Below are 26,971 nucleotides of genomic sequence, written 5' to 3'. Positions count from 1 at the left end.
AGGGCGGACAGTGCGGCGACAACGCGGGCGGTACGGATGTTTGCCATGTGTGTTCCTCCAGAACCAGATACGCACCGGCCGGGCGGCCGAGAGCGCTGAAGTACGGCTTTCACCAGGGCAGTTGGCCGACCGTCCCGGTGCTGTGAGCACGACGTCGCAAGATCAGAGTTGCCCACCGAATCCCCGGCGAACCACCCCGGAAGCCGTGATTCGCCCTCAAGCGTGATGACAAGTCGATAAACCCCTTTCGCCACATTGACCCCACAGGCCAGGACGGGATGGACGGATCCGACCCAAGCACCGCAACAGGTAAAAGGTTCCGCCACATTTCCGGCCAACCTCCCGGCGAGCGGCGCACCGCACCCCTCCCTCTTCCCTTCTTCGAACGTACGTACGAAAATGAAGCCATGGCCACCACCGACCGGCAGGCCACGACGCTGGCCCTCGCACACGCCCTGTCAGCCGCCGAACGCGGACTGGCCGTCATCCCCCTGTCCCGGACGAAACTCCCGGCCCTGCGCTCCCCGCACCGCAACGACCCCACCGCCCCCGTGTGCCACGGCGAATGCGGCCGCTTCGGGCACGGTGTGTACGACGCCTCGACCGACCCGCGCCGCATCCGCGAACTCTTCGCCGCCGCACCCTGGGCCACCGGCTACGGCATCGCCTGCGGCCTGCCCCCGCACCACCTGATCGGCATCGACCTGGACACCAAGTCGGGCACCGACTCCTCCGCCGCCCTGCGCGAACTGGCCCTGCGCCACCTGTTCACGATCCCCGCGACGGTGGTCGTCCTGACGCCCAGCGGCGGCCGCCACCTGTGGCTGACCGGACCGCCCGACGTGGCCGTCCCCAACTCGGCCGGCCGCCTCGCCCCCGGCATCGACGTCCGGGGCGCCGGCGGCTACCTCGTCGGCCCCGGCTCGCGCACCGACCACGGTGTGTACGGCACCGCACCGGGCACCGCCCACCTGGCGCCGGCCCCGTGCCCGCCGGCCCTCCTGCGCCTCCTGCTCCCACCGCCCCGCCCGCCCCACCGCACGGCGGGTCCATCGACCGCCGGACACGGCCAGGGGCTGGTCCAGTTCGTCCTCGCGGCACACGAGGGCCAGCGCAACACCCGCCTCTTCTGGGCAGCATGCCGCGCCTACGAGAACGGCCTGGGCCCCGAACTGGTCCCGGACCTGATCGAGGCGGCCCGGGGGACGGGCCTCAGCGAACGGGAGGCACGGGCGACGATCGCGTCCGCGGCACGGTTGACGCAGCAGCGGCAGTGAGGTCCGTACGACCCTGAATCCGGGGCGATGAGATGTGCCACGCCCGTAGGGTGTGCCCATGACGGGCACCCGAGCGCCGGCCGGGCGCGGAACGTCCGGGCATGGGCAAAGCAGGCCTGCCTGAATCTCGTGCTGGGCTGCATCGCCGTCATCCCGCTCTGGCTGCTCCTGCTGTTCGCGATCAACTTCCCCCTCGCCTCACTGGGCGTGACCCGGCGGGAGCCCACGGAGAACGACGGCATGCTGCCCTGGCTGATCCTGCTGGTGCCGCTCCTGTCAGGCCTTCTCGCCCTGTGGTGGTCCCTCAACGCCCTGATCCGCCGAAGGACCGACCTCCCGCCCGCATCCACTGGCCTCTCGGCGCGGCAACGGCACTCCTCCCGACGCTGACGACATGGGCACTGGTCGCCCTCATGTGAGGCGACCGTGCCCCCAACGGCGGCGGGCGCCGGGCAGCAGAACGGCCCCTGACCGATTCACCTGGTCAGGGGCCATTTCTGCTGGCGGTGGGTGTGGGATTTGAACCCACGGTGGCTCACGCCACGACGGTTTTCAAGAGCGCTGCGGTGCCAGCCTCCACACAGGGTCTGACCTGCGCCTGAGTCGCTTTCGACCGACGACCAGGGCCCCTTGGCCCAGAGATGGCCCACAGCGGTCAGGAACTGGGCTCGCCACTCCATGGAAAGGCACGCCGACTTACAGGCATGGTCTTCTCGATGTTCAACGCGCTCGTCGGGCGCTGGGCGATGGTTCCGACGTGGGGGGGGGACTTGATGGTGCTGCTCGGCAACCCGTCCTCCGGCGGCACCGTCTCCTGGCCGCTGCTGCCCTCTCCCCTGAGCACGATCGGCCGCCGGCTTCCCCCAGGCGCCGCGGTCAACGCCCAGCACACGGCGGTCTATTTCCCCCACCACCAGCACGTTTTCCCCTTCCTCGTACTGGTGGGCTGGTTGCTGGTGTCGTTCACGGTGTTCTGATATCGCAGCCACCGGAGTGCTGGGGCATCTGATCGAGCAGTCAGCCGCGGCTTGCCGCCTCGCCTATCAGGACGACTACCTTCTGGCAAGTACCGAGTTCGCGTGCCACGCGATTTCGCGGCATGACGCGGGTCGACTGCCCGGCTTGACTGAGACACGGGTTCACGCAGAACAGCTGGACCGCCCGCATCGTCCGGAGCCCTGGCGATGTGACACGACGGGACACGTGCCCAGTGCCAGAGGCCCGCAATGTGACGAGGCCCTTGGCGTTCGACAACCCTCCCCCTTTCTTTTCTGCTGGAAGTGATTTTTATGGCTCACCGCTCCGGAATGCAGCGCCTTCTGATGGTTGCCGGCTCGACTGCCCTGGCTGCAGGAGGTGTGTTGCTGCCCACCAGCGCCTTCGCCGCCCCGGCGACGCCGCCTGCCGGCATCATGACCACGATGGTGGCCGAGCAAGACGATCATGGTCAGACCGATGCCGCGGAATGGGTGAAGACCACCGATTCCCCGAGTGGCATCACCTTCTCGCTTCCCGGACAGGCCGCCGTTGAGGAGATCGCCGAAGACGCCAATTACTACGCCGGTCGCTCGTATTCGGTGACTACCGCTGATGAGTCCACCCTCGTCAGCGTTAATGAGGCGCCTGGCATGTCGGAGGATCTCGACGGCCTGCTTCAGAGTGACCTTCAGCTTGACAGCGCGGACCCCAGCGATGACCTCAAGGCCACCGACATTCAGAAGACCACGGTTGATGGCCACCCCGCCATCGACGCTCGTGTCACAGACCCCGCCGACGCCAGCACGGTTGGTTTCATTCGCCTCATCAGCAATGACACCCATGTCGTTAAGGTCCTGACCATTGATTCTGCGGCGGACGAGAAGAACGTGAACCAGACGCATCAGAAGGTCCGCAACAGCGTCAGCATCCCCGGACCTTCGTCCCGGGCGTCTTGACCATTTCGGTGAGCCGCCGAACCGCACCACGGTGTCGAACGGCCGCGGACACGGCTATGCGAAAACGCCCCGCCGAAGATCTTCGGCGGGGCGTTTTGCCCTGGCGGGCGGTTGTGGCTGGGGCCGTCGTCGAGACCGTCTCGACCTTCCGCTTTTCAGGCCGTGCCTGGAGGGCAAGCGGCCTGATCCGGTGGTCTCTGGGTGGTCTCGGTTGGCCGTGGTTGTCTGCTGCTGTTGGCGTACGGGTTGGCATACAGGGAAGTTGACCTGTATGGATGTGTGGCAGTCCGTACAGGCGGAACGGGCTACACCCTCGTGCCAGGCGCACTTCCCACGCTCTCGGCAACGATGCGGCTTGTGAAGCCGCGCGCCGCGAGCCGCTCGTACGCTCGGATCACGTCGCTTGGTACTTCCTGCGAGATCATGAAGCCCTGAGCGGGGTAGATCAGCAGACGCTGCAGTGACCCGACAAGCATGTCGATGACAAGGCGTGCGTCCCGGATCGAGTCGACGTATTGGGGGAGCGTCATGGGGGTGGAAGCGCTAATGAACTCCACCTCTGGCCACAGCTTGCGGGCGGTCGCATAGGACCGCCGTTCCTCGTACGGCTTGCTGACGAGAAGCACGGAGGTCACCTCGATCCCCCGCTCTTCGAGAAGCGCGCGGGACAGCGTGATGTTCTGGCCAGTGTTCCGAGCGTGAGGCTCGACAAGGACGACTTCCGCCGGAACGCCCAGCTCAAGCGCACGGTCCCGGTAGTGCTCGGCTTCACCGCGCGGCATGCGGTCCTTAGTGGTCCGACTGGTCGCCCCTGTGAAGACGATCAGTGGCATCATGCCGCGCCGGTACAGGTCGACGGTGGTGTCAGCCACCCCCAGGTCGTGACTGCCTAGACCGATTCCGACCGAGCAGGGGCGCGGTTCGTGGTGCATCTGCTGGTAGTCCCACAGAAGCTGAGCATCCTCCCAGTCCTGTACGGAGATCACGGCGAACCTTCCTTGTCCTTGTCGCGGGCGGAATCGGGAACCTTGAACTCGTACTCCCACGCGAACCGGGAGGCCGAGTGGATGCCGACTGCGAACTCAACCACCGTGCCATCTGCCGTGTAGGTGGTTCGATGAAGCTCCATCACGGGTTCACCAACGGGAAGCTGTAGAAGCTTCACCTCGTCTGCTGTGGGGACGCGGGCGAACAGAGCCTCCCTCATGTGGTCGATCTCGTATCCGGCGTCGTACAGCACTCGGTATCCGCCGCCGCGGCCGGCGGGACCCGGCGTCGGGTCGACAAGGCGGGTCCCCTCGACATGTTCGGGTCGGTAGTAGCTGGTCAGGGTGTGGGTCGGTTGGGCGCCTTCCTTCACGAGGCGGGCCCGTGCGTACACCTCTGAGCCGACCGGGACACCGAGCCCCTCGGCGACGAGAGCACTCGCCTCGACACGGCTCACGGTCTGCGTCTGCTCGTTGCGCTTGTACGCCCGCCCCGACGCGACACGGTCCGCGATGAACGCGACCTCATCCCCGTCACGCCACTTCACCTTGTCGTACCGGGCGATACCGAGCCGCTTGAGCGGGGTGCGTGGGCGCACGACCGTGCCGTGCCCGCGTGACGACGTCACCAGCCCTTCGGCTTCAAGCGCTTTGTACGCCTGATGGACCGTGGACTTGGAGCCTTCCCCAGCCTCGACAAGGTCTCTGATCTGGGGCAACTGGGCCCCCGGCGCGTACTCGCCGCTTCTGATTTGTTCCGCAAGCCGATCCGCCAGCTCGCGCCACTTGGGTGCCACAGCCGAACTCCCTCCGATGCGTCCCAGTGAAGCATAGTCCCAGGACTGTTGACAGTCCTGGGACTGCGTGCCATCGTCATCCCAGGCCGCTCGCAGTCCCAGGACAGCGAGCGAAAGGGGCCCTCTTTGGGCTGCCTTCGACGCCCCAGCGCCCGGAAGCACGGACCGGATCCAGCGCTGACACGAACTCAACAGAGTGCCGACCCAGCCGCCTGAACACGGGCGGTCGATGGGTGCAGGTCACCACCCCGACCGCCCATGTCGGGCCGGGTGACCTGCCCGAATCCGCCCTTCGGGGCGGTGACTGGCATTGCGTGATCTGAAACCGCAGAACGTTCCGCGGGCTGGACGAGCCCGCGCTGAGCACCAGTGCTCACGGTCCCCGACACGACGCCGTACGCGGCGATGCGTGCCGGGCGGCCGTGAGCGCTCGTACTGCACGAGACGCCGACATGCAGCGGCCCGCAGCTCTCCGGGAGCTCCCAGGGAGCCGCTGTTCGGGCCGTTCCACTGTGAGGAGAGACCTCTTATGAAGAACATCGTTGCTGGCCGTGAGGCCGTCACCGTGGCGGAGTTCGCGGAACTGGCGCTGGGCACCCCGGTTGAGCTGTGGCTCGGGGTGGAGGGCGAGACGGACGAGGAGCGCGCGGCGCGCCTGGACGCGGCCCGTGACATCCTCGCCGACCCCGAGTACCGGGAGCTCCCGGACGACTTGATCCGCCTGGCCGCGCGGGTGGTCGAGGACCACCCGGACCTGTTCAACGTGGTCCCGCTGGTCCGCCCCGCCCGCCGTCGCGCGGCGCGCCGGGGGGTTGCGGCATGAGCGACGGTCTGACACTGGACGACCTGGCTGTGCCGTTGCGCGTGCTGCGCCTGCTGGCCACGGACTTCGGGCACCTGCCGGCACCGGCCGTGCGTCTGTCCGGCATCTTCCCCAACCGGTTGGAGTTCGCGCTCCACGACGACCTGGCCGAGTTCGAGGCGTGGCGGGATGCTCTGGGCATTGCCCCGGACGCCATGAAGCACAGCACGCAGAGCGACGGCCAGACCCGCGTCCTGAAGGCGTCCGTCGAATACGCGGGCGCTGAGCTGGAGTTGGTGGCCTACGCGCCCGTTCCCGACTACGTGCGGTCGCGGACGTGGGCCTGATGTCGGCCGCGTGGGGCAAGTGCTTCGACCCGACCGGCGCCCGCTACGGCGTCCCCACCTACCCCTGGCGCCTGGCCCCAGACGGCCTGGCCACTCGCCGTCAACTCCGCGCGAGGGGCTTACGGCCCGGCGGGCAGCCGATCGCGGCGCAGGTCATGCGGGTCAACCGGCGCGCCGGGGGCGTGCGGGTCAGCTACCTCTACCGCATCGACCGGGCCAAGCCGGTCCGCCCGATGACCTCCCGCAAGTGGGGAGCGCTGGCGCTGGCGATGCTCGCCCGGTGCACCTGCCCGAAGTGCCGGATCACCTACAGCTACTGCCTGCCGACCTCGCTCGGCATGTGCGTGCTGTGCGCCTACCCCGACGACCAGAACAAGGAGTGATCACGTGAAGTGGAAGGAAGCCGCCCGCAGGGCGGTGCACTGGAGTCTGCCGGTCGGTCTGACCGGCCTGTCGCTGGGCTGGACCGTGTACGCGGTGGGGGAGATCCTCTCCCGTCAGGCCCCGGCGCCGCTCGCGCTGACCGTGGCCGGGATCTACGACGCGGTGTGGCTGTACGCGCTGGCCATGGAGACCGCGCACCGCCGGCAGGGCTCGAAGGGAACGCTGCCCGCCGTGCTTGGCTGGGTGTTCCTCGTGACCTCGGTCGGCGTGCTCTTCACCCACGGCCTGATGTACGCGACGGCCGTCGTCGCGGTCATCGGAGCGGCGGTTCCGGCCGCCGCCAAGGCGACGCTGATCATGGCAGTCGAGCGGGACGCCACCCGCATTTCCCCCCAGGCGCAGAAGCAGATCAATGCCGTGCGCAGCGCCACCCGGGACCAGGTGGCCATCGGCCGCGCGGTCACCCGCGCCAAGGTCGACCGGCAGAAGACGGCCGCCGCCTTGGAACGCGAGGAGCACAAGGCCCGCGGCCAGGCACAGAGGGTGCGCCACGAGGCGGCCGAGGAGCTGACGAAGGTCACCGCGGAGCACCCGGTGGCCGACCTCCCGCAGGAGGTTCCGGCGCTGTTCTCGGATGAGGATCTCGCCCGGGTGCTGGGCCAGTGGTCGGACGGGGGTGTGTCCCCGGGTGTGTCCCCCGTGTCCCCGCAGGTCGGACCCGTGTCCCCGACACCGGAACTCCCGGCCGCACGGGGTGAGGGACACACCCCGCTCGACTGGCCGGGGCTCGCCCAGGTGGCGGCCGTAGCCGGCGTCGAAACGCCTCAGCCGGGCGAGCCGCTCAGCGAGGAACAACTGACCGTCGTCCTGCGATGGCTGCGCCACTCAGATAACCCTCCGCTGTCCTACCGCAAGGCCCTGGCCGCGTACCGCGCGGCGGGCTTCTCCGCGAAGGAAGAGCGGGTGCGCAAGGCATACGCCGCCCTGATCGACGCGGAGGACGCACAGCCGTAAGTCAGCGTCCGGCACAACGCAATGACGGCCAGCCCACGGCAATTGGGCTGGCCGTCGTCGCGACTGCCGGAAGCAGTCGACCGCACCAGTGAAGCAGACCCGGTGAGCCCCGGCGAGCGGCACCTTCGCAGACCCGGCGCGCAGAACCGGCGAGCACCACAGAAGCCGAACCCTACGAAATCGCGAAGAACGGAGGGGTGTGGGAAGGAAGAAACAGCAAGGTCAGGGTGAGGACACCTACGGGCAGATGGCAGGCGCAATCGGCGGTCTCGCCATCGCGTTCGGTGCCCTCGCCGCCATCAAGGACAAGTTGGGCCTGTCCTGGCCAGCCACGGTACTGCTCACCGCCGGGGCGCTGGTCGTGCTCGGCTACCTGGCCTGGAGGATCCGTTGGGGCGTCCCGCGCCTGTGGGCGCGCCAACCGGAAACCTCCCCTCCGACCCAACAGACAGCCCTGCAACAGGAATCCCCTGTCCAGGCCGTCAGCGAGGCGCAGGCGTCCGGCGAGCCCGTCGACGAGGCACAGGTGCTTGTCGAGGCTTCCCCTAGCGGGGACGAGAGCCACCCGCAACTGACCATGGTGCTCAACCGGGTTGGGGCCATCAGCAAGGACGAACGAGTCCGCGCTGGTGACGTCAGGATCGAGACGCTGCCCGGTATCGGCACCGTCTACGACTTCCTGGTGCCGGAGGGCCGCACCCACGACGACGTGGCGAAACGGCTCGGTCCCATCGCGTCGATGTTCGGCGTCACCCGCCTGCACCTGAAGCTGGAGACGAGCCGGAAGACCGAGCGCCACGTGCGCCTTCTAGTGCTGAACGAGCCCCCGTTCAGCCGCCCGTTCCCGGCGCCGACCCGGCAGGAGATCCAGTCGTTCGCCGGGGTTCCCCTCGGACACGAGGTCACCGGCCGGCTCGCCGGGGTGCCGACGTTCGACAAGGCCTCCCTGTTGATCGGCGGCATGACCCAGATGGGCAAGACGACGCTGGTCAACGGGCTCATCACGTGCCTGCTGATCGCGTACGGCGACTTCGACCTGTACCTGCTCGACGGCAAGCTGTGCGGGCTGACCAGGTTCGAAAAGCTCGCCGTGCGCTACGAGGCGTCCGACGACCCGGCCGTCCTGGAGGACATGCTCGATGAGCTGAACGCCCGCGTGGACCGCCGGTACACGCAGTTGCAGGACGCCATCCGCAACCGGCAGCCCGCACCAGTCTTCAAGCCGGTGTTCTTCATCGTCGACGAGGCCGCCGACTTCTACACCGACAACGGAACCAAGGAATCGAAGGAACAGGTTCGCCGGGTAGAGGACAAGTCGCGCTCCCTGGTCGCGAAATCCCTGGAATCCGGGATTTCCACGGTGATGCTGACGCAGCGTCCGGCAAGGGACGCGATTCCGGTGAAGGTCAGGGATCAGTTCCTATACCGGGGGTGCCTGTACGTGGCGTCGGAGGGCAGTGCAAAAGTCGCCCTCGGGGACTCGTATTTCGACACGGTCGCCCCGATCCATCCGGCGCTTCTTGACCCGGACATCAAGGGCCAGTGCGTGCTGTTCGCGAACGGCTCTTCCACCCTCATCCGTGGCTTCAATTTCTCGGATGAGTTCATCTGGTCGGTGGTCGACGAAGTGTATGACCGTCGCGAGAAGGCCATTCCGGAGTCCCCGCTCAAGCAGGCAATCGAACTTTTGCGGGGCAGCGGGACGGACTTCATGACCACCGCCGAACTGGCCCCGGCACTCGGGATCACGGAAAGCGATCCCGTAGAACGCGGAAAAGCGCTCTCGCGACTGCTGGGGGTGCCTGCGGGCAGGACGGCGCAGGGCCGGGGCTACCGGCTCGCCGATCTCACCGCAGCCGCCATGTCCGGTTCGTGACCGTCACGCGCCACCGTCGGCCCACCGTCATGACACCGACATCCCGGCTCCACCCATGTCGGTGCCATGACGGTCCCAGACCGTCCCATGTCGGTGCCATGGCGGTCCCTCATGACGGTCCTGACCAGTGCAGACGATCAATAGCCCAGGAAGGAGGGAGGAGGCTCGTTGCGTGCCAGTACTGCCGTCACCATCGGCGTGGGAGCGACCGCGGCCGTCGTCGTGGCCGCTCTCGTGCAAGCCGCCGGTGACGACCCCGTAGTGGGAGCGGCGCTCAGCCTGTCCGTCCCCGCCCAATACCGAACGCTGGTCGAAGAGGCGGGAAATACCTGCTCCGAGATCAGCCCGAACCTGCTCGCCGCGCTTCTCACGCAGGAGTCGAATTTCGGGCCGGACAGGACATCACCGGCCGGAGCGCAGGGAATCGCACAGTTCATGCCGTCCACGTGGGAGACCCACGGAATCGACGGCAATGGCGACGGCAAGCGCGACGTGTGGGACCCCGAGGACGCGATCCCCTCATCCGCCAAGTACCTCTGCGACATAGCCAAGGACGTCAAGAACGTCCCCGGCGACAAGCAGAGCAACATACTCGCCGCCTACAACGCAGGCCCCTACGCGGTCATCAAGGCCGGAGGCGTTCCTCCGATCAAGGAAACCGAGAACTACGTCCGGTCCATCACGGCACTCGCCAAACAGCCGTCCGGCGGGAAAACCACGACCACGGATCAGGCCGCCATCGCCATCAACGCGGCAAGCGAGATGATCGGCACCCCGTATTCGTGGGGTGGAGGAAACGCAAGCGGTCCCAGCACCGGGATTTGCTGCTCACCCAGGGGTCGCTCCGGAGCATCCATCACCGGCTTCGACTGCTCGGGGCTCACGCTGTACGCCTACGCGAAGGCCGGCATAGCCCTGCCCCGCACGGCAGCTCAGCAGTACGCCGCCTCGGAGCCCGTCAAGCCCGGCCAGATGCGCCCCGGCGACCTCGTGTTCTACGGCAAGAGCGCCGCGAGCATCCACCACGTCGGCATCTACATCGGAGGCGGCTACATGCTCAACGCCCCCCGGCCCGACACCAAGGTCCGCATCGACCCCCTCGACATGATGCGCGACCTGTACGCCGTCGCCCGCCCCGTACCCAGCCAGAACAAGGAGATCTGACCCGTGCCCAAGTTCAACCTCGCCAAGCCGATCGACATGTCCGGCGGATTCAAGGACTTCTTCGACACCATCGGCCTCACCGGCGGTGGCCTGGTCACCAAGGGCATCGCCGCGGTGATCGCCATCATCGCCGTCCGCATGCTGCTCCAACTGTCCAACGACCCCAAGGGCGCCCTGCGGAAGGGATCGATGGCCGTCGGCACGCTGTTCGTCGCCGTCATCCTCGCGCTCTACGGCGACACCCTGTTCTCCACCGTGACCAACCCCCAGGGCTGATGCGGCATGCCGGACAACGACCCGTGTGACCTCCTGAAGGGCACGCCGGGCTACGAGTACTGCGTCAGGGACAACTCTGGCTCAGGCTCGGGTTCGGACGGGCCTCCGGGCATCGGGGGTGGTGGAGGCGGCATCACCGATGGCGCCTCCGACCACGTCCAGGAGCTCGCCAACAGCCTGATCAAGAAGATCATTGATCTGGTCGCGCCGAAGGACACCTGGGCGCCGGAGAGTTCCGACAACTGGCTCTACCAGCAGTTCTTGTGGCTTGGCCAGCATCTGGCCGTCGCCATCTTCGTGTGTGTGGTCGTCGTGTGCGCCCTGACCGCTTGGCAGGGCGCACCGCGCCTGAAGCAGATGGGCGCCTCCACCGGATGGACCCTCGCGGCCGTCGCATGCATGGCGTCGGTCCCGGGGGCCGTGATGCTGCTGAACAAGGCCGTGAGCGGCGCGTTCACGGCCGCGTTCAACAGCAACGAGTCGACCCTGTTCACCGTCATCCGCGACGACCTCCAGCACGGAGCCGACGCAGGAAACCCTCTGGCGATCCTGCTGATCATCTCCGCCCTGGTTGTCGCCCTCGCCTTCGCCGCGCTGGTGTTCATGACGCGCCAGCTCGGCATCCTCGCGTTCGTGTGCATCGCCCCCCTGGTGCTGGCCTCCCTGGCCCGCGGGGGCGATACGAGCGCGGTCAAGGCCTGGGCGATGCGGCTGCTGGGACTGATGCTCGCCCCGTTCGCACTGCTGCTAATCAGTCCGTTCGTGGAGTTCGCTCACGGCTCGCTCGTGGTGGACACCGTCCTGCTCATCGCTGCGGACGTCCTGATGCTGCGGATGATCTTCCACGGTGTGCCCTACTTCGGGCCCAAGGTGGCCGGCGCCGCCCGGGCCCTGGTGGAAAGCAGGACCAGCAACCCGCTGGCGCGGGCGGTGGTCCGGGCCGGGGCGCCGGAGTTCTACGAGCAGGAGAACACCCCGAGGGGTCCGCGCACGGTGGACACCCCGCGCCGCGCCATGTCCCAGGACCGCGGCGTCCTGTACGCCGCCTACGGCATCAAGCAGGACAAGCGGCCTGGACGGCTCACCGACGAGTCCGCCGTTGCGAACGCCCAACGGGACGCGACCGAAGGTGGAGCCCGCAGGGCGCAGATCAGTGCGGCACGACGGCAGGCGCGGACTGCTGGCCAGTCACCGACACCGACACCCAGTCCCGCCCCCAGGCCGACCCCCCGGCCGACGACCAACCAGCCGAGCAACCCATAAGGAGGAAGACCGTGTACTCCCTGACCCCCGGCTATCGCATTCCCGCTCTCCAGCGCGGACTCAGCCCTGTCGAGACCTTGCTGACGAAGGTGAACGCCGGGGTCGGGGGCGCTGTCCTCATGTCGGCGGTGATCACCCCGCCGCCCGCGTGGGCCTTCGGCGCGGTGGGCGCGGCCTCGGCACTGCTCAATGTGGCGCCCGGGCCGCGCTCGATCGCCCGCTGGGCGACTGTCGGATACCGGCACCTGCGCGAGCGCACCGTGCCCGCCTCGATGGTTGCCCAGTCCGGAGCGACCGTGACTTGGGCGCTGTACCCGGAGCACGGCACCATGCAGGACCCGCAGCGCCGGGCCGCCTTTCACGCCGCGTTCAGTCGCGCGCTGGCGTTCGCCGGCGGCCAGGCCCGCAGCGCGGGTATCCAGGTGCACGTCACGCACCACGCCGCCGTCGGCGACTACACCGCCCACACCCAGACCATCTCCGTCCACGTCCCCAAGGGACTGGTCGGCCAACCCGCCCGGATCATCGACACCCTGGAGAGCGAGTTCGCCTCGCTCGGTGTCCTGACCCAGGCCACCTCCGAGCCCATTCCTGCGGTGACCGGTCGCAGCCCGGGCTGGGCCGCTCTGGACGACGGCCGTTACGCCACGACCGCCCGGATCACCGCCTGGCCCGAGGAGACGGACGGCGACCTCATGCCCAAGCTGCTTCTGGGCCAGGGCGCAGACCGGTCACTGGCCGTCCTGTACCGGCCGTTGCCAGCGGGCCAGTCCCGCCGGTCTGCCAAGTGGCAGCGCGCCGCGAGCGAGGCATTCACCGCCGACAAGGTCAAGCAGGACAGCAACGACATCGCCAGCGGAGCGACGCACGGCGCGCTCGTCCAGGGGGCGACCCTCGTGGACGTCGACGCCTACCTGACGGTGTGGGGCGACAGCCCCGAGACCGTCACCGACGCCCGCTGGCAGGCCTCCCTCGCGGCCGACCGGCACCGCATTCATCTCAACTGGCTCGCCGGTCAGCAGCACCGCGCTCACGTGATGACCACCCCGCACGGAGCCTCCACCAGGAAAGGGGCGATCCTCTGATGATTCGCCTACCCTCCACCCACGCTGCGATCACGGCGCCCCTGGTCGCATCCAGCACCCGCTTCCCCGGCATCCCGCTCGGGCGGTCCCTGCTCGATGGGCGGCCCGTCCACCTCTCCCCCGTCCTGACCGAGGCCGCGGTGCTGCCATCGACGAACAGCCTCGCCCTGGGCGGCCTCGGGTCTGGCAAGAGCACAACCGCAAAGGCACGGATTCGGCGCGAGATCCTCCACCACCAGCACCAGGCCGTCGTCATCGACTCCTTCGGGGAGGACGACGCTGGTGAATGGGCACCGCTCGTACGTTCCCTGGGGGGTCGGGTCATCGAGGCCGGCGCCTTCACCCTCAACCCGTGCAGCGAGCTGTTCCCGCCCGAGGTCCGTGAACAGCTCATCCGGTCCCTGATTAACGCTGTTGAGCCTGGCGCACTCACCCACCAGGCCGCCCACGCCTTGCAGCACGCCCTGACCCACCCGAAGGCAACGTCGCTCAACGGGCTGGTCGACTCCCTGGTCCGCCCCGAGGACGGCCGGTGGCCAGCCGCGAAGCTCACCGAGTGGGGCGAGGGCGCCGCGATCGCCCTGTCCCGCTACACCGAGGGTTCGCTGCGCGGGCTGTTCGACGGCCAAGACGCGAGTCTGCCCGAGACGGACCTGCCCATCCTGAGCTTCGACTTCACCGGCCTGGATCGCAACAGCCCCGCGATCCCGTCGCTGATGGCCGCCGTCTCGTGCTGGGCAGAACGCGTATGGCTCCGGCAGTCGACCGCGGTGCACCGGCACCTGGTGCTGGAGGAGGCGTGGCAGATCCTGCTGTCCCCAGCCACGAGCGAGTTGATCCAACGGCAACTGAAGAACTCGCGCAAGGCGGGGTTGTCCCTGGACGTGGTGATGCACACGCTGTCCGACCTCGGGGACGGTAAAGCGCAGGACCTGGCGCGCCTGTGCGAGATCGCCCACGTCGGACGGCTGAACCCGGAAGAGGCGGCCATCGTCGGCGCGCTGCTCGGTCTGCCCGCGTGGGCCGTCGACCTGATCCCGTCGCTGGATCCGGGAACGGCCGTGTGGAAGGTCGGCCCCGACTACGTCGACGTCGTGAAAACCGTCCTCAGTGAGGAGGAGGTCCACCTCACGGACACCTCCTCGCGCCGCCGCAAGGCACAGCAGGCGCCGGTGGCCGTCGAACAGGAACCCGCCACGAGGGCTACAGAGGCTGACAAGGACAGTGAGCCCGAGCCGCGGAGCGGGGCTTTGCTGGCACCAGTTGCCAGCGGCGGTGATGGGGACGGCGATTGGGACTGGGACATGCCCCCGAACGTCGTCGACGGCTGGCAGGCTGACATTGCCCGGCATGAGACGGTCCTCGAGACCGCGATGGAAGGCCGGTTCGACGAAGCCGCTCAGCTGGCAGCCATCTGCGAGCGCGAGGACATCAATGCACACGGGATCAACTCCACTCAGGCCCTTGCCTGGTTGGAGACCCGGGCCCAGGTGGCAGATCTGCGCGGCGACGCCGGACAGGCGGCGCAACTGCGCGCTACCGTCGCCCGTATGGGCAACGACGACGTGGAGTGGTTCGAGAAGACCGAGACCAGTTCGTCACCGGCATGGCACAGCGGGCCCCAACCGCCCATCGCCGCACTGATGGTTGACGACGAACCACCCTCGCCGCCGCGTCGGCGCACCTGGCCCTACGTCGCCGCAATCGCAACCCTGGCCATCGCCGCTGCGGGTGTGTGGCAATACGCGGCGAACGAGCAGGACCGCCAGGACCGCCAGGTGAAAGCCGCCGCTTACAAGGGGCGGTCGGGAGCGGCACTTCGCCTCGACGGCGTCGAAGCCGACCTGGTGGCGCACTGGAACAGCGACCGCGACCGCGTCATCGTGGAGCTCCGCTCATACGCCGACCGCAACGCCAAGTACCTGCGGATCGACGCGTCAGGGCAAAGCGCCTACACCACGCGCGGGGATGATCGTTGGTTCCCGAAGGCACCTGAGGTCTCCCTGCCAGTCGAAGACCCCCTCGCCGACGTGACGGTGCGGATAGCGGTCGGCGGAAAGACCTGGAAGGAAGGCTCCCGGGCAGAATCCCGAGCCGTCCGTCTGTCCCCGACCGGTATCGCATACGACGCAGAGACCGGAGAGAAACTCCCCTCCGATCTCTGACGCATGCCTGTCACTGAGGGCCCGCACCTACGGAAGGTGCGGGCCCTTTCTCGTGCTCGTCTCCGGACGCTCCGTCCAGTCCTCGCCCACCCGCCCCGGTGCGGTGAGCGAGGACTGGACAGGCCGCCCGGCCGCCCCGCACCGCCCCGAGAGACAAGGAGATCCCGTTTTGGCGAACATCAACGGCACCGGCGGTACCGACTTCCCGTGGCGGCGCTTGCTGTACCCGTTCGCCATCGCCGGCGCGGTCGTCGGCGGCGGCTGGGGACTGGTCGCCGCCCTGGCCTGGCTGCTCAACATCGCCGCCCACACCGCGACCGTCATCGCACACGTCGCCGGACCCATCGGCGTGTGCGGCATCGCCCTCAGGCTCTTCAGCTCCAAGCGCTGACCTGGAAAAGGAGCGTCGTGTTCGAGATCCGAGTCATCTGCGAGCCGGACGACGCCGAACGCGTCAGCCAGACCCTGGCTGACGCGTTCGACACCGGCCCTGCACGCCAGTACCCCACCCGCGACGACAAGCGCACCCGCCTCTACTTCACCGCCGACCACCGGCCCACCACACCCGAAAGCGAGTGACCATGTCGTTCGGAGAGACCCCGATCACCATCATCGGCAACCTGACCGCCGACCCGGAACTTAAGTTCACCGACTCCGGCCAGGCCCTGGCGAAGTTCACCGTCGCCTCCACCCCGCGCACCTTCGACCGCGAGGCGAACCAGTGGAAGGACGGCACGTCGACGTTCTTCCGCTGCGCCGCCTGGCGCGCGCTCGCCGAACACGTCGCCGAGTCGCTGGGCAAGGGCTCGCGAGTGGTGCTGTCTGGTCGCATCCGGCAGCACGACTGGAAGACCCCGGAGGGCGAGAACCGCTCGATGCTCGCCGTGGAGGTCGACGACATCGGCGCGAGCCTGCGCTTCACCACCGTCACGATCAACGCCAAGCGGAGCAACGGCAACGGGAACGGCGGCGCCCCGTCGGACGACCCGTGGAACACCGACGGCAACAGCCCGAAGCCGCCGTTCTGACCGTGCCCGGGGCGGGCGTCCTCTCGCCAAGGATTCGCGCCCGCCCCGGTCTTCCAGCCACTTCCCACAGAAACCGGAGCCTTGAGTTGCTGACCCTGACCGATCTGTTCTGCGGCGCCGGGGGCTCGTCCACCGGCGCCATCACGGTGCCCGGAGTGACGGTGCGGATGGCCGCCAACCACGCCCGGCACGCCATCGACACCCACCAGGCCAACCACCCCGACACCGACCACGACTGCGCCGACCTCTCCCAGGTCGAGCCGCGCCGCTACCCCGCCACCGACATCCTGTGGGCCTCCCCGGAGTGCACCAACCACTCCATCGCCAAGGGACGCAGGCGCGGCCACGGCGAGCACACCGACGGCCTGTTCGCCACCAGCGGCGTGGACGAGGCCGCCATCCGCTCCCGGGCCACCATGCACGACGTGCCCCGCTTCGCCGAAGTGCACCGCTACCGCGCCATCGTCGTGGAGAACGTGGTGGACGCCTACTGGTGGGGCCCCGAAGAGGCTCCGGGCGCGGTGTTCGACGCGTGGCTGCGCACCCTGCACGCCTGGGGATATGAGCACCGCATCGTGTGGATGAACTCCATGCACGCCGCCGCCTACGGCCCGCCCGCCCCGCAGTCCCGCGACCGGATGTACGTGGTGCTGTGGCGCAAGGGCGAGCGCATGCCGAACTTCGACAAGTGGACCCGCCCGCAGGCCGACTGCCCGCAGCACGGCCGCATCCGGGCCATCCAGGGGTGGAAGCAGACGAAGATGTGCAGCCCCACCCGCCCGTGGGGCCGCTACGGCACGCGCGCCCAATACCTATGGCGCTGCCCGCGCGTGGAGTGCCGGAACCAGGTGGTTGAGCCGGCCGTGCGCCCCGCCGCCGAGGTCATCGACTGGACGCTGCCTGCCCCGCTGATCGGCGAGCGCGTCGGAACCGACGCGCTCGCGGCGGACACCATGCGCCGCATCCGCGCCGGGTTCACGGCGTTCGCCCAACCGCTCGCGGTGCCGGTGGAGGGCCGCGACGGCAAGAAGGCTGCCCCCGTCACGGCGCCCCTGCGCACGGTGACCACCCGCAACGAGACCGGGCTGGCGCTGCCGCCGTATGTGGTGGAGCTGCGGGGCGGGGGCTCCTCCCACCGCGCCATCACCAGGCCGCTGGCCACCGTCACCGCAGGCGGCAACCACCACGGCATCGTCACCGCCCCCGACCTGGTGGTGCCCTACTACGGCAACGGCACCGCCCGCCCCGCGGCCCGGCCGCTGCCGACAGTGACCACAGTGGAACGGCACGGCGCCCTGTACGGCGGCGCTGTGGCGTCGGTGGACGAATGCCGCTTCCGCATGCTGGAGCCGCACGAGTACGCCGCCGCCATGGCCTTCCCCGATACCTACCGGCTGATCGCCACCAGCAAGCGCACCAAGGTGCTCATGCTCGGCAACGCCGTCACCCCGCCCGCCGCCCGCGACCTGATCGCCATGGTCACCGAGGCCATCACCGGCGAGGAACTTCCCCTCGCCCTCGGCCAGTAGAGACGCCCGGGGCGGGCGCCCTCTCGCCAAAGATTCGCGCCCGCCCCGGTCTTCCAGCCACTTCCAACAGAAACTGGAGACCTCCAGCATGCCCCAACCCAACCCCGCCGCGCTGCTGACCGCAGCGCTGGACGCCGCTGAGCGTGACTGGCGCGTCCACCCGCTCCGGCCCGGCGGCAAGGCATCCGCCCTGCACGGCGAAAACGCCTGCCCCCACACCGGCGAGTGCGCCGACGGCCACGTGAAGTGGGAACAGCGCGCCACCACCGACCCCGACCGCATTCGCGCCGCCTGGTCTGCGGGCGCGTTCAACGTCGGCATCGCCCCGGGCCCCTCCGGCCTGGTCGTCGTCGACCTGGACGTGCCCAAGGAGAAAGACGGGAAGGGCAGTTCGGCCGCGCCTTGCGGCGCGACGTCCTTCTTGGCGCTCTGCGAGCGCGCCGGCGAGTCGTGGCCGACTACCTACACGGTGCGGACGCCCTCCGGCGGCCTGCACCTGTACTTCACCGCCCCGGCGGGCATCCACCTGCACAACACCGCCCGCACCCTGGCCCCGTACGTCGACACCCGCGCGTGGGGCGGCAACGTCGTCGCCGCGGGCAGCGTCACCCCACAGGGCGCCTACGAGGTAGCCGACGAGACGCCCGTGGCCGCCCTGCCCGTGTGGCTGCTGCACCACCTCCAGACCCCGCCCGCGCCCCTGGCGACGCCCGCCCCGCTGCTGATCCCGGGGGAGGCCACCCGGCGCGCCACAGTGGCGCTGGAGCGCGAGACGGCCGCCGTCAGCAGTACCCCGGAGGGTGGGGGACCGGAGGGGGGCCGGAACAACCGGCTGCTGGCGGGCGCCCGCGCCCTGGGGCGGTTCGTCGCCTGGGGCGAGATCACCCTGGACGCGGTGGAGGAGGCTTTTCAGGCGGCCGGTGAGGCGGCCGGACTGTCCCCGGCCGAGTGCCGCACCACCATCCGCAGCGCCCTGGACTGGTCGATTCGCACCGCCCGCCCCAGGGAGGCCGCATGAGCCCCCAGCCCCCGCCTGAAAAGCCTCACCTGCCTGCGTCAGGCCGATCGCGCCTGTCTTCGGCCTCCCCGGACGAAGGCCGTGGCACGAAGGACGACGGCCGTCAGGCCGTCCTTTCAGCCCTTCCCCCCGACCAGAACCCCAGCGCACCACCTGCCGGTGACGGGCGCTTCCCGGTGGCCTGGCTGCACATCCGCGCACCGCGCGGCGCCACACCGACGGCCACGTCGACGTGCCTGTGCGGCCGGGACCGCAGCGCCGTCAGCCACCGCAAGGTACTGGCCCTGATCGCCGACCACGAAGCCCACCGCGACGAATGCCGGCTCCGCACCACCCAGGAAAGGAGGAACGCCGCATGACCAGCACCAACGCATCCGAGTCGTCCATCGACGGCGCGGCCCTGCTCGATGAGGTCGAAGCGTTCCACCGCCGCTTCAACGTCTTCCCCACCAAGCACGCCTATGTCGCGGTCACGCTGTGGGACGCACACGCCCACCTCATGGACGCGCTCGACGGCACAGCCCGCCTGGCCTTCCTGAGCCCCGAGCCGGGGTCGGGCAAGTCGCGGGCCCTGGAGATCGTGGAAACCCTCACCCCGCGCGCGGCGACCACGGTCAACGCCTCCGCGAACGCCCTGTTCCGACTTGTGGCGGCCGACGGGGGAACCCCCACGATCCTCTTCGACGAGATCGACACCGTCTTTGGTCCCAAGGCCGGAGGCAACGAAGAGGTTCGCGGGTTCCTGAACTCCGGCTACCGGCGCGGCGCCAAGTCCCTGCGCTGCGTCGGCGACGGCTCCAACCAGACCACCGAATGGTTCTCCTCGTTCTGCGCGGTCGCCATGGCCGGGCTCGGCTCCCTGCCGGACACGATCCTGACCCGCTCCGTCATCATCCGGATGCGCAAGAAGGCCCCCAACGAGAAGTGCGAACCGTACCGGCGACGCGTCCACGAGAAGCAGGGCCACACCCTGCGCGACCGGCTCGCCGACTGGACCGCCACCATCCACGAACAGGTCTCGGAGGCGTGGCCGGAGATGCCCGAGGGTGTCTCGGACCGGCCCGCGGATGTGTGGGAGCCGCTCCTCGCTGTCGCTGACGCGGCCGGCGGGCACTGGCCCGAGCGGGCCCGCGCCGCCTGCGTCGCGCTCATCAAGGCCGCTCAGGAAGGCGACGAAGCCTCCCTCGGGGTGCGGTTGCTGACCGATCTGCGCGACCGCGTGTTCTGCGGCGCCGACCGGATGCCCACCGCCGCCATCCTCGAAGTCCTCCTCGGGCTCGATGACGCCCCGTGGGCCGACCTGAGCGACGACGGACAGACCAGCAAGCCGCTCACCGCCCGCAGGCTGTCCAAGATCCTCAGCCAGTACGTCCGCCCGGACAACACCCCCATTCGCCCCAAGGGCATCCGGGTCGGCAGCGGCACCCCGAAGGGCTACTACGCGGAAGACCTGAGCGACGCCTGGGCCCGCTACTGCCCCCCTCCCCCCGGAGAATCCGCAACAGCCGCAACAGCCGCAACACCGCAGGTCAACGGCGGTGAATCTGTGGCGGATACCCCTTCTGAGAGCCGCCACATGTTCACAGAAACCGGCACACGCGCCCTGCGCAGCGTCGGCTGACCAGCCGAACCCCATAGGTGCCGCTGTGCCCGCGCGCGGCGGCACCTATCCGCAACACAATCGGCATCCGCCACAGATTCAAGCCGCTGACCAGCAATGTTGCGGCGTGGCGGATGTTGCGGATTCCCCAGAAGGCCCGAAACGAGGAGTCGCAACGATGGCTCGCCCGAAGATGCTCAAACTCCCCGAAGTGCTCGACGAAATCGGCATGAGCCGCGCCGCCTTCTACCGCATGCGCGCCCGCGGCCAGGCTCCCCGCCTTCGCAAGCTCCCCAACGGCCAAGTCCGCGTCAGCCGCGCCGACTTGGACGCGTGGTGGGAGCGGTGCGAGCAGCACGCTGCGTAGATCCGATCAATCCACCGGGGCCCGCGCTCAGCGCGGGCCCCTTCTTCTGCCTGGAGAGACATGCTCACGTACGACGTCGATATCTGGTCCATCCGCAAGCGCGCCGGGCGTCCGAAGCCGTGGGAGCTTCGATGGCGGGTCGGCGAACGCCCTCACTCCCGGAGTTTCAAGCTCAAGCCGCAGGCAGACGGACGTCGGGCAGAGCTGATGGCGGCGCTCCGCAACCACCAGCAATTCGACGAGGAGACCGGCCTCCCGGCAGCCGAGTTGATGGCGCGAACGTCCCCTTCTTGGTACGAGCACGCCACGCAGTACGTGCTCATGAAGTGGCCGCGCGCCGCCGCCAAGCACCGGGCGAGCATCGCGGAATCGCTCGCCGTGGTGACGCCAGCGTTCGTCACCAGCAAGCGCGGTGCGCCCCGCCCGGCCGTACTGCGCGCGGCCCTGTATCAGTGGGCCTTCCGCGCGGTCAGGACCCCGGAAGGGGGTTGGGCGCCACGCCACGTAGTCGAGGAGCCACCGACCGATATCCGCGCCGCACTCGACTGGATCGCTGCGCATTCGCGCAAGGTCAAGGAGTTGGAGGACCCCGCGCTTCTGCGGCCCGCCCTGGAAGCTCTCTCGTTCCGGCTGGACGGGAAGAGGGCGGCCGAGAATACGGTTCGGCGAAAGCGCATGGTACTGAGCAACATGCTGCGCTACACCGTGGACGAAAAGGGGCTGCTCAGCGCGAACCCCTTGCCTCGCGTCGACTGGACACCACCCGAGAGCGACGACGAGATTGACTTCCGGTTCGTGCCAGGACCCGACGTGGCGCGGGCCCTACTCGGGGCCGTCCGCGACGCCGGCCCGCGAGGCGCGCACCTCCACGCGTTCTTCGGGTGCCTCTACTACGCCGCCATGCGGCCCGGCGAGATCGTGGCGCTCAAGGAGTCGGACTGCACCTTGCCGCCAAACTCCCCAGACTCCGTGAAGGAATGGGGTGAGCTGCTCTTGGGAGAGAGCCGTCCCGAGGTCGGTGGGGGCTGGACTGACGAGGGCACGTCGTACGAGAAGCGAGGGCTCAAGCGCCGAAAGAGCGGCGCCACGCGAACCGTGCCCATCCCGCCCGTACTCGTGCACCTGCTCCGCGAGCACATTGCCCGATACGGCACCGCAGACGACGGTCGGCTCTTCCGCGCGGCACGGGGCGGCCGGGTCGCCTCCACGGAGTACTGCGACCTCTGGGACAGAGCGCGGGAGGCCGTGCTGACCCCGGGTGAGGTCGATTCCCCCTTGGCCGCGGTGCCGTACTCCCTGCGGCACGCCGGGGTGTCTCTCTGGATCAAATCGGGGGTGGACCCCGCGGAGGTTGCCGCACGTGCCGGCCACAGCATCGCCGTGCTGTACCGCTTCTACGCCAAGATCCTCAAGGGCGGTCAGCAGCACTCCAACAACCTGATCGCCCGCGCGCTCGACGAAGGTGAACAGCCCTGATCCTGGCCCACGGATGGCCCATACGCACTGGTCAACGGTGGGATACGGGCGAGAAGAGGTGAGACAGCCTGTACGCGAAAGGGGTGCTCCGGAGACCGGGGCACCCCTTCTGACCAGCACATAAGCTGACCTGCTGCGGTGGGTGTGGGATTTGAACCCACGGTGACATCGCTGCCACGACGGTTTTCAAGACCGTTCCCTTAGGCCGCTCGGGCAACCCACCCCGCGCCGCCGATCACAGGCAGCGCGGGACAAGAGTAACCGGTTGGCACGCGCGCCGGGTGGGTCAGTTGTCGCCGACTCGGGAGCCCAGGGTGAGTTCGACGGTGTCGGTCCTGCCATCGCGCTCGTAGGTGATCGTGACCTTGTCGCCGGGCTTGTGGGTCCAGATCTCGCCGATCAGGGTGGGGCCGCTGTCGATCACCGTGTCGTCGAGCTTGGTGATGACGTCGCCGGGCCTCAGGCCCGCCTCGTCCGCGGGGCCGCCCGCCTCGACGGGGTCGGAGCCGCCGGCGCCCGTGTCGGTGATCTTCGCGCCGTCGCCCGAGTCCTCCAGGGAGACGGAAGCGCCGATCTTCGCGTACACCGGCTTGCCGGTCTTGATCAGCTCCTGGGCGACGTACTTGGCCTGGTTGATGGGGATGGCGAAGCCCAGGCCGATGGAGCCGGACTGGCCGGTGCCGAACCCGCCGTTGCTGCTGGACTGGATCGCGGAGTTGATGCCGATGACATTGCCCTGCGCGTCCAGCAGCGGGCCGCCGGAGTTGCCGGGGTTGATCGAGGCGTCGGTCTGCAGCGCGCTCATGTACGACGCCTGGCTGCCGGTGCCGTCGCTGGAGGCCACCGGGCGGTTCTTGGCGCTGATGATGCCCGTGGTCACCGTGTTGGACAGGCCGAAGGGGGCGCCGATGGCGATCGTCGAGTCGCCGACGGCCACCTTGTCGGAGTCGCCCAGGGTGAGCGGCTTGAGGCCCGAGGGGGCGTCCTCGAGCTTGATGACCGCCACGTCGTAGCCCTGTGCGTTGCCGACGACCTGAGCGTCGTACTTCTTGCCGTTCGGGAAGGTGGCTGTGAGCTTGCCGCCGTCGACCGCGTCCGCCACCACATGGTTGTTGGTGACGATGTGGCCCTCGGTGTCGAAGACGAAGCCGGTGCCCGTGCCGCCCTCGCCACTGCTGCTCTCGGCTTCTATGGTGACCGTGCTCGGCAGCGCCTTCGCGGTCACGGCCGCGACCGTACCGGCGTCGCGCTTGAGGTCGCCGCCGCTGTCGGACGCGGAGACGGTGGTGGAGCTGGTGTCGTCCTCGTTCTTGGCGAGCGTGTAGCCGAGTCCGCCGCCCAGACCGCCCGCGACCAGCGCGGCCACCAGGACCGCGGCGAGCAGACCGCCGCGCCGGCGGCCGGGCTTCGGTGCGGGCTGCTGGTACGAGGATCCCCAGCCGGAGCCGTCACCCGCTCCGCCGCTGCCGGCGGCGTACGCCGGGGTGGGCGGCGGCGGGGGTGGCCAGCCGCCCTCGGGTGCGGAGCCGGAGGCCGCGGGTCCGGGGTGCGGGTTCGAGGAGCCGCCCTCGGGGGTCGCCGACGCGTATGCGGGCGCCCCTTGGGCAGGGGCTCCGGGCGCCGGGGCCCCGGGCGCCGGCGGCGCGGCCGGGATCGGGGTCGTCGGCGCGTCGGCGGCGGGCGGGGCCGGCTGCGGGGAGGCTGCGGGGGTGTCCACCGGCACGGGGGGTGCAGACGGGGCCGGGGGTACCGCAGTGCCCTCGTTCTCGGTGCTCACAGCTTTTCTCCTCGGTCCACGGCTGTTGTTCTGGCGATGCAGCTGTGCATGTGCTCGCTTGTGCTTTTGTATGCCGTCAGCTTTTCCCACAGGCTGTCAGGGCACCATAAGCGGTTGCTGTGGGTGTCCGATTCTCCTTTATATAGAACCTCTCTGACAAAAGGGATGTCTTCCCACCGCCGCGGGGGCGCCTCCGAGCCGACGACCACCCCCTCCCGGTGGCACCATGACGCGGTGACCCACGCACGACAGCACCGGATCCAGGTCGTCGCCCACCGTGGTGCCTCCGAGGACGCCCCCGAGCACACCCTGGCCGCGTACAAGAAGGCGATCGAGGACGGGGCGGACGCCCTCGAGTGCGATGTCCGCCTGACCGCGGACGGCCATCTCGTCTGCGTCCACGACCGCCGCGTCGACCGTACGTCCAACGGTCGCGGCGCGGTCTCCGCGCTGGAGCTCGCCGACCTCGCCGCCCTGGACTTCGGTTCCTGGAAGCACCGCGGCTCCCCGCGTCACCGGGACGAGGAGCCCGACTGGGAGCACCGTCCGGAGGACCCGGCCGAGACCTCCGTCCTCACCCTGGAGCGGCTGCTGGGGCTCGTCGCCGACGCCGGGCGGCGGGTGGAGCTGGCCATCGAGACGAAACATCCCACGCGCTGGGCGGGGCAGGTCGAGGAGCGGTTGCTGCTGCTCCTGAAGCGGTTCGGGCTCGACGCCCCGGCCGCCCCCGAGAAGTCGCAGGTACGGGTCATGAGCTTCTCGGCACGTTCGCTGCACCGCGTCCGGGCGGCCTCGCCGACGCTGCCGACGGGCTTGACCACCTGCACCCGCACATGCCCGGTCGGCCCGCCCGGGAGCGCGAACCACTCCGCCGATGTGACCCCGTCGTCGTGAACGCGCTCTTCGCCCTGCAGTTGGGCCAGGGCCAGTCGCGCCCCCTCCAGGTCCGGGCTCGGGTCCTCCGTTGCGGGCGGACAGGTGTGCCTGGCCACGAACACCTGGGAGGGACGGTCCAGGACCGGCTGCTGATCCGACGACGGGAACGTGTCCGTCACACGGCCTCCTGCTGAGATGGCCATGACGGCCTGAGATGAGTTGGGGGGTTCTTCCGGTGCATCGCGTACGGTGGCCCGCCAGCGGTCCCGTCGGTACCGCGGCCGCTGGACCGGGGCACCGCCGCCTCGGGCGCATGACCGGCCTCTGACCGTTCCGAGCGGGCACCTTACCCGCTGAACAGCGCGCCGTCAGCCCGCAGCCGGGTACAGCCACAGTGATCGGCCGTGGCCGTGCAAGCAGGGCCGGGCACGGGCGGCTACTCGTGTTCGGTGGCGGGGGGAGCGACCACCGGCGGGACGTCCGGCTTCGGTGCGTCGGCGCCTTCGACGGAGGTGCGCAGGCTGCGCCATTCGCTAGGGGAGAGGCCGTAGGCGGTACGGAAGGCCCGGCTGAAGTGAGCGGGGCTGACGAAGCCCCATCGCTGAGCCACTGCCGACACGGTGGGGGCCGTCCTGCCGCGGCGGGCCAGTTCACGTGCGCACTCCTCAAGGCGGCGCTGCTGGATGAGCCGCCCGATGGTGATCCCCTCGCCCTCGAAGAGCCGGTGCAGGTAACGGACGGAGATGTGGTGCGCCTTCGCTATGGCCTCCGGGGACAGAGCCGGGTCGCCCAGCTTCCGGTCGATGTGGCTGCGGATGCGCAGCACGAGGTGGCTTCGGGCCGTATCCGCATCCGCGGGTACCTGCTGGGTCCCCTCGGCCACCAGGGCGGCGAAGAGGTCGATGACACTGTTGGCCAGCTTGCCTCCGACGGCGGGGGAGTACGAGTGCGCCGAGGTGGCCAGCGTGCTCAGGAAGGGCTGCAGCACCGCTCCGAAGCCGTCCGCGGGGCCGATGACAGTGCCGGAGACCTGAAGGATGTCGGCGGCCGAAACGCCCAGTGCGCGGTGGGGCAGTTGGAAGACGTGGGTGGAGAACCGCTCCGGGTAGTCGAAGGAGTACGGCCGCGCCGAGTCGTACACCACAAGGTCCCCCTCGCCCACCTCGGCTCGTCGGCCGTCCTGGATCAGGGTCGCCGTGCCCGACACCTGGATGCCGACCGCAACGAGCGCCTCGGACGAGCGCGCGATGAGTTCCGGGGTACGGCTGACCCCTTTCGCGTCGGCCTCCATCGTGGACACCCGCAGGCACCCGAGGCGGTCGGTCGTGATCCGGCCGGAGAACGGACCGTCGCCCCGCGGGGCGACGGTCATCGGCACCAGTGCTTTTCCCACCGCGTCACGCCAGTAGGCGACCTTGTCCCGGTCGGGAACCGAAGCGGTCGTCAATACCACACTCAACTGGTTCTCCCCTCCACCCGTGCAGTGCCGGCGGAGCCCTTGGGGCCCGCGTACAGCACGGGCCGGGGCAGACAGCCGACACCTCCTGGGAACTGATGGCCAGTGCTCATCACGGCGCGGACGTCCCGTCGCGTGGGCAAGGCACTCTGCTACCGGAGCCGGGCCGCTCGGCGCGGCCGGATCCTCCTCCATGAGCAGCCAAGCAGCCGGCCGTTGCGGGCTCCAGGCAGAAACACAGGCAGAAAGACGGGCGAGGCGGGCGCAGCCCGATGCCGTGCAGTACCGGAACATTGCGGTGCACTGTGAGAAAAGAAAGAGGCTGCCGGTCACGGCTAAGGTGAGCGTGCTCGGGCCAAGGCTACGAGGTCTACGTGGTCGCTGACGCCTCGGGCGGGTTCGGTCCAGCCGCCCACGAGCACGCCCTACGGCGTGACCGGCCGCAAGTGTTGTCTCGGTGGCTTTGAGTCAGGC

26 protein-coding genes, 1 tRNA gene and 3 pseudogenes are annotated in these 26,971 nt (G+C 69.2%); 25 read left to right on the top strand and 5 right to left on the bottom strand.

What is annotated here, in order from left to right; translation table 11 throughout:
• Positions 1-407: 407 nt before the first annotated feature.
• The 4 genes and pseudogenes from ACTWQJ_RS14565 to ACTWQJ_RS14550 all read left to right on the top strand — a co-directional run bounded on the left by ACTWQJ_RS14565 (position 408) and on the right by ACTWQJ_RS14550 (position 3,211).
• On the top strand, positions 408-1,277 hold the full coding sequence (locus ACTWQJ_RS14565) for a bifunctional DNA primase/polymerase (protein ID WP_443307053.1): 870 nt from the start codon (positions 408-410) through the stop codon (positions 1,275-1,277).
• Between the two features lie 129 nt (positions 1,278-1,406).
• On the top strand, positions 1,407-1,667 hold the full coding sequence (locus ACTWQJ_RS14560; RefSeq protein WP_443307052.1) for a hypothetical protein: 261 nt from the start codon (positions 1,407-1,409) through the stop codon (positions 1,665-1,667).
• 308 nt (positions 1,668-1,975) lie between these two features.
• Positions 1,976-2,254 (top strand): annotated as a pseudogene (locus tag ACTWQJ_RS14555) (ABC transporter permease); the annotation flags it as partial.
• Positions 2,255-2,584: 330 nt separating this feature from the next.
• Positions 2,585-3,211, top strand: a complete 627-nt coding sequence (locus ACTWQJ_RS14550) for a hypothetical protein (RefSeq protein WP_443307051.1) — start codon at positions 2,585-2,587, stop codon at positions 3,209-3,211.
• A 305-nt stretch (positions 3,212-3,516) separates the two neighbouring features.
• Here ACTWQJ_RS14550 and ACTWQJ_RS14545 read toward each other — a convergent pair whose 3' ends face one another.
• Positions 3,517-4,197 carry a YdcF family protein gene (locus ACTWQJ_RS14545; protein ID WP_443307050.1) on the bottom strand — a complete coding sequence of 227 codons (681 nt, stop codon included), beginning with the start codon at positions 4,195-4,197 and terminating at the stop codon, positions 3,517-3,519.
• The gene (locus tag ACTWQJ_RS14540; protein ID WP_443307049.1) at positions 4,194-4,994 is read right to left on the bottom strand and encodes a GntR family transcriptional regulator; all 801 of its coding nucleotides are present in this window, start codon (positions 4,992-4,994) and stop codon (positions 4,194-4,196) included. Before ACTWQJ_RS14540 ends, ACTWQJ_RS14545 begins: the two co-directional genes overlap by 4 nt.
• 529 nt (positions 4,995-5,523) lie before the next feature.
• Here ACTWQJ_RS14540 and ACTWQJ_RS14535 point away from each other — a divergent pair.
• From ACTWQJ_RS14535 to ACTWQJ_RS14445, 19 genes are all read left to right on the top strand, one after another.
• Positions 5,524-5,817, top strand: coding sequence for a hypothetical protein (locus ACTWQJ_RS14535; RefSeq protein WP_443307048.1), 294 nt, complete (start codon positions 5,524-5,526; stop codon positions 5,815-5,817).
• Entirely contained in the window at positions 5,814-6,143 is a 330-nt protein-coding gene (locus ACTWQJ_RS14530; protein WP_443307047.1) for a hypothetical protein, read from the top strand. Before ACTWQJ_RS14535 ends, ACTWQJ_RS14530 begins: the two co-directional genes overlap by 4 nt.
• Positions 6,143-6,526 carry an RRQRL motif-containing zinc-binding protein gene (locus tag ACTWQJ_RS14525; protein ID WP_443307054.1) on the top strand — a complete coding sequence of 128 codons (384 nt, stop codon included), beginning with the start codon at positions 6,143-6,145 and terminating at the stop codon, positions 6,524-6,526. The genes ACTWQJ_RS14530 and ACTWQJ_RS14525 overlap by 1 nt, the downstream gene beginning before the upstream one ends.
• Positions 6,527-6,530: 4 nt before the next feature.
• Positions 6,531-7,541, top strand: a complete 1,011-nt coding sequence (locus tag ACTWQJ_RS14520) for a hypothetical protein (protein ID WP_443307046.1) — start codon at positions 6,531-6,533, stop codon at positions 7,539-7,541.
• A gap of 199 nt (positions 7,542-7,740) precedes the next feature.
• A complete protein-coding gene (locus ACTWQJ_RS14515; RefSeq protein ID WP_443307045.1) occupies positions 7,741-9,417 on the top strand; it encodes an FtsK/SpoIIIE domain-containing protein in 1,677 nt (558 codons plus the stop codon).
• Between the two features lie 168 nt (positions 9,418-9,585).
• The gene (locus tag ACTWQJ_RS14510) at positions 9,586-10,581 is read left to right on the top strand and encodes a C40 family peptidase (protein ID WP_443307044.1); all 996 of its coding nucleotides are present in this window, start codon (positions 9,586-9,588) and stop codon (positions 10,579-10,581) included.
• A 3-nt stretch (positions 10,582-10,584) separates the two neighbouring features.
• Complete coding sequence (locus ACTWQJ_RS14505) at positions 10,585-10,857, top strand: hypothetical protein (protein WP_443307043.1); 273 nt, start codon at positions 10,585-10,587, stop codon at positions 10,855-10,857.
• A gap of 6 nt (positions 10,858-10,863) precedes the next feature.
• On the top strand, positions 10,864-12,120 hold the full coding sequence (locus ACTWQJ_RS14500) for a hypothetical protein (protein WP_443307042.1): 1,257 nt from the start codon (positions 10,864-10,866) through the stop codon (positions 12,118-12,120).
• A gap of 11 nt (positions 12,121-12,131) precedes the next feature.
• Positions 12,132-13,205, top strand: a complete 1,074-nt coding sequence (locus ACTWQJ_RS14495) for a hypothetical protein (RefSeq protein WP_443307041.1) — start codon at positions 12,132-12,134, stop codon at positions 13,203-13,205.
• On the top strand, positions 13,205-15,370 hold the full coding sequence (locus ACTWQJ_RS14490; RefSeq protein WP_443307040.1) for a hypothetical protein: 2,166 nt from the start codon (positions 13,205-13,207) through the stop codon (positions 15,368-15,370). Before ACTWQJ_RS14495 ends, ACTWQJ_RS14490 begins: the two co-directional genes overlap by 1 nt.
• A gap of 52 nt (positions 15,371-15,422) precedes the next feature.
• Positions 15,423-15,761: a hypothetical protein gene (locus ACTWQJ_RS14485; RefSeq protein ID WP_443307039.1), complete on the top strand. Its 339-nt coding sequence runs from the start codon at positions 15,423-15,425 to the stop codon at positions 15,759-15,761.
• Positions 15,762-15,778: 17 nt separating this feature from the next.
• The gene (locus tag ACTWQJ_RS14480) at positions 15,779-15,949 is read left to right on the top strand and encodes a hypothetical protein (RefSeq protein ID WP_443307038.1); all 171 of its coding nucleotides are present in this window, start codon (positions 15,779-15,781) and stop codon (positions 15,947-15,949) included.
• Between the two features lie 2 nt (positions 15,950-15,951).
• The gene (gene ssb, locus ACTWQJ_RS14475) at positions 15,952-16,398 is read left to right on the top strand and encodes a single-stranded DNA-binding protein (RefSeq protein ID WP_443307037.1); all 447 of its coding nucleotides are present in this window, start codon (positions 15,952-15,954) and stop codon (positions 16,396-16,398) included.
• Between the two features lie 86 nt (positions 16,399-16,484).
• Complete coding sequence (locus ACTWQJ_RS14470) at positions 16,485-17,927, top strand: DNA cytosine methyltransferase (RefSeq protein ID WP_443307036.1); 1,443 nt, start codon at positions 16,485-16,487, stop codon at positions 17,925-17,927.
• A gap of 88 nt (positions 17,928-18,015) precedes the next feature.
• Positions 18,016-18,945, top strand: coding sequence for a bifunctional DNA primase/polymerase (locus ACTWQJ_RS14465; protein ID WP_443307035.1), 930 nt, complete (start codon positions 18,016-18,018; stop codon positions 18,943-18,945).
• 176 nt (positions 18,946-19,121) lie between these two features.
• The gene (locus ACTWQJ_RS14460; RefSeq protein ID WP_443307034.1) at positions 19,122-19,304 is read left to right on the top strand and encodes a hypothetical protein; all 183 of its coding nucleotides are present in this window, start codon (positions 19,122-19,124) and stop codon (positions 19,302-19,304) included.
• On the top strand, positions 19,301-20,566 hold the full coding sequence (locus tag ACTWQJ_RS14455; RefSeq protein ID WP_443307033.1) for a DUF3631 domain-containing protein: 1,266 nt from the start codon (positions 19,301-19,303) through the stop codon (positions 20,564-20,566). The genes ACTWQJ_RS14460 and ACTWQJ_RS14455 overlap by 4 nt, the downstream gene beginning before the upstream one ends.
• A 157-nt stretch (positions 20,567-20,723) precedes the next feature.
• Positions 20,724-20,912: a helix-turn-helix transcriptional regulator gene (locus ACTWQJ_RS14450; RefSeq protein ID WP_443307032.1), complete on the top strand. Its 189-nt coding sequence runs from the start codon at positions 20,724-20,726 to the stop codon at positions 20,910-20,912.
• A 60-nt stretch (positions 20,913-20,972) separates the two neighbouring features.
• A complete protein-coding gene (locus ACTWQJ_RS14445; protein ID WP_443307031.1) occupies positions 20,973-22,388 on the top strand; it encodes a tyrosine-type recombinase/integrase in 1,416 nt (471 codons plus the stop codon).
• Between the two features lie 136 nt (positions 22,389-22,524).
• Here the strand turns inward: ACTWQJ_RS14445 and ACTWQJ_RS14440 are convergent.
• Both ACTWQJ_RS14440 and ACTWQJ_RS14435 read right to left on the bottom strand, forming a co-directional pair.
• A tRNA-Ser gene (locus ACTWQJ_RS14440) sits at positions 22,525-22,611 on the bottom strand.
• 63 nt (positions 22,612-22,674) lie between these two features.
• Positions 22,675-24,165, bottom strand: a complete 1,491-nt coding sequence (locus tag ACTWQJ_RS14435) for a S1C family serine protease (protein WP_443307030.1) — start codon at positions 24,163-24,165, stop codon at positions 22,675-22,677.
• A 234-nt stretch (positions 24,166-24,399) separates the two neighbouring features.
• Here ACTWQJ_RS14435 and ACTWQJ_RS14430 point away from each other — a divergent pair.
• Positions 24,400-24,975, top strand: a pseudogene (locus ACTWQJ_RS14430) (glycerophosphodiester phosphodiesterase family protein); the annotation flags it as partial.
• Between the two features lie 502 nt (positions 24,976-25,477).
• Here the strand turns inward: ACTWQJ_RS14430 and ACTWQJ_RS14425 are convergent.
• Positions 25,478-26,500, bottom strand: coding sequence for an AraC-like ligand-binding domain-containing protein (locus ACTWQJ_RS14425; protein WP_443307029.1), 1,023 nt, complete (start codon positions 26,498-26,500; stop codon positions 25,478-25,480).
• 353 nt (positions 26,501-26,853) lie between these two features.
• On the opposite strand from ACTWQJ_RS14425, the pseudogene ACTWQJ_RS14420 reads away from it, so the two are divergent.
• Positions 26,854-26,931 (top strand): annotated as a pseudogene (locus ACTWQJ_RS14420) (hydrolase); the annotation flags it as partial.
• Positions 26,932-26,971: the final 40 nt, after the last annotated feature.

The sequence above is a fragment of the Streptomyces sp. KR55 genome (assembly GCF_052245645.1).
In the GTDB taxonomy this organism is placed as follows: domain Bacteria; phylum Actinomycetota; class Actinomycetes; order Streptomycetales; family Streptomycetaceae; genus Streptomyces; species Streptomyces flavusporus.
Note: the sequence above shows the minus strand (reverse complement) of the source record. Positions and strands in the feature narration are given on the sequence as shown.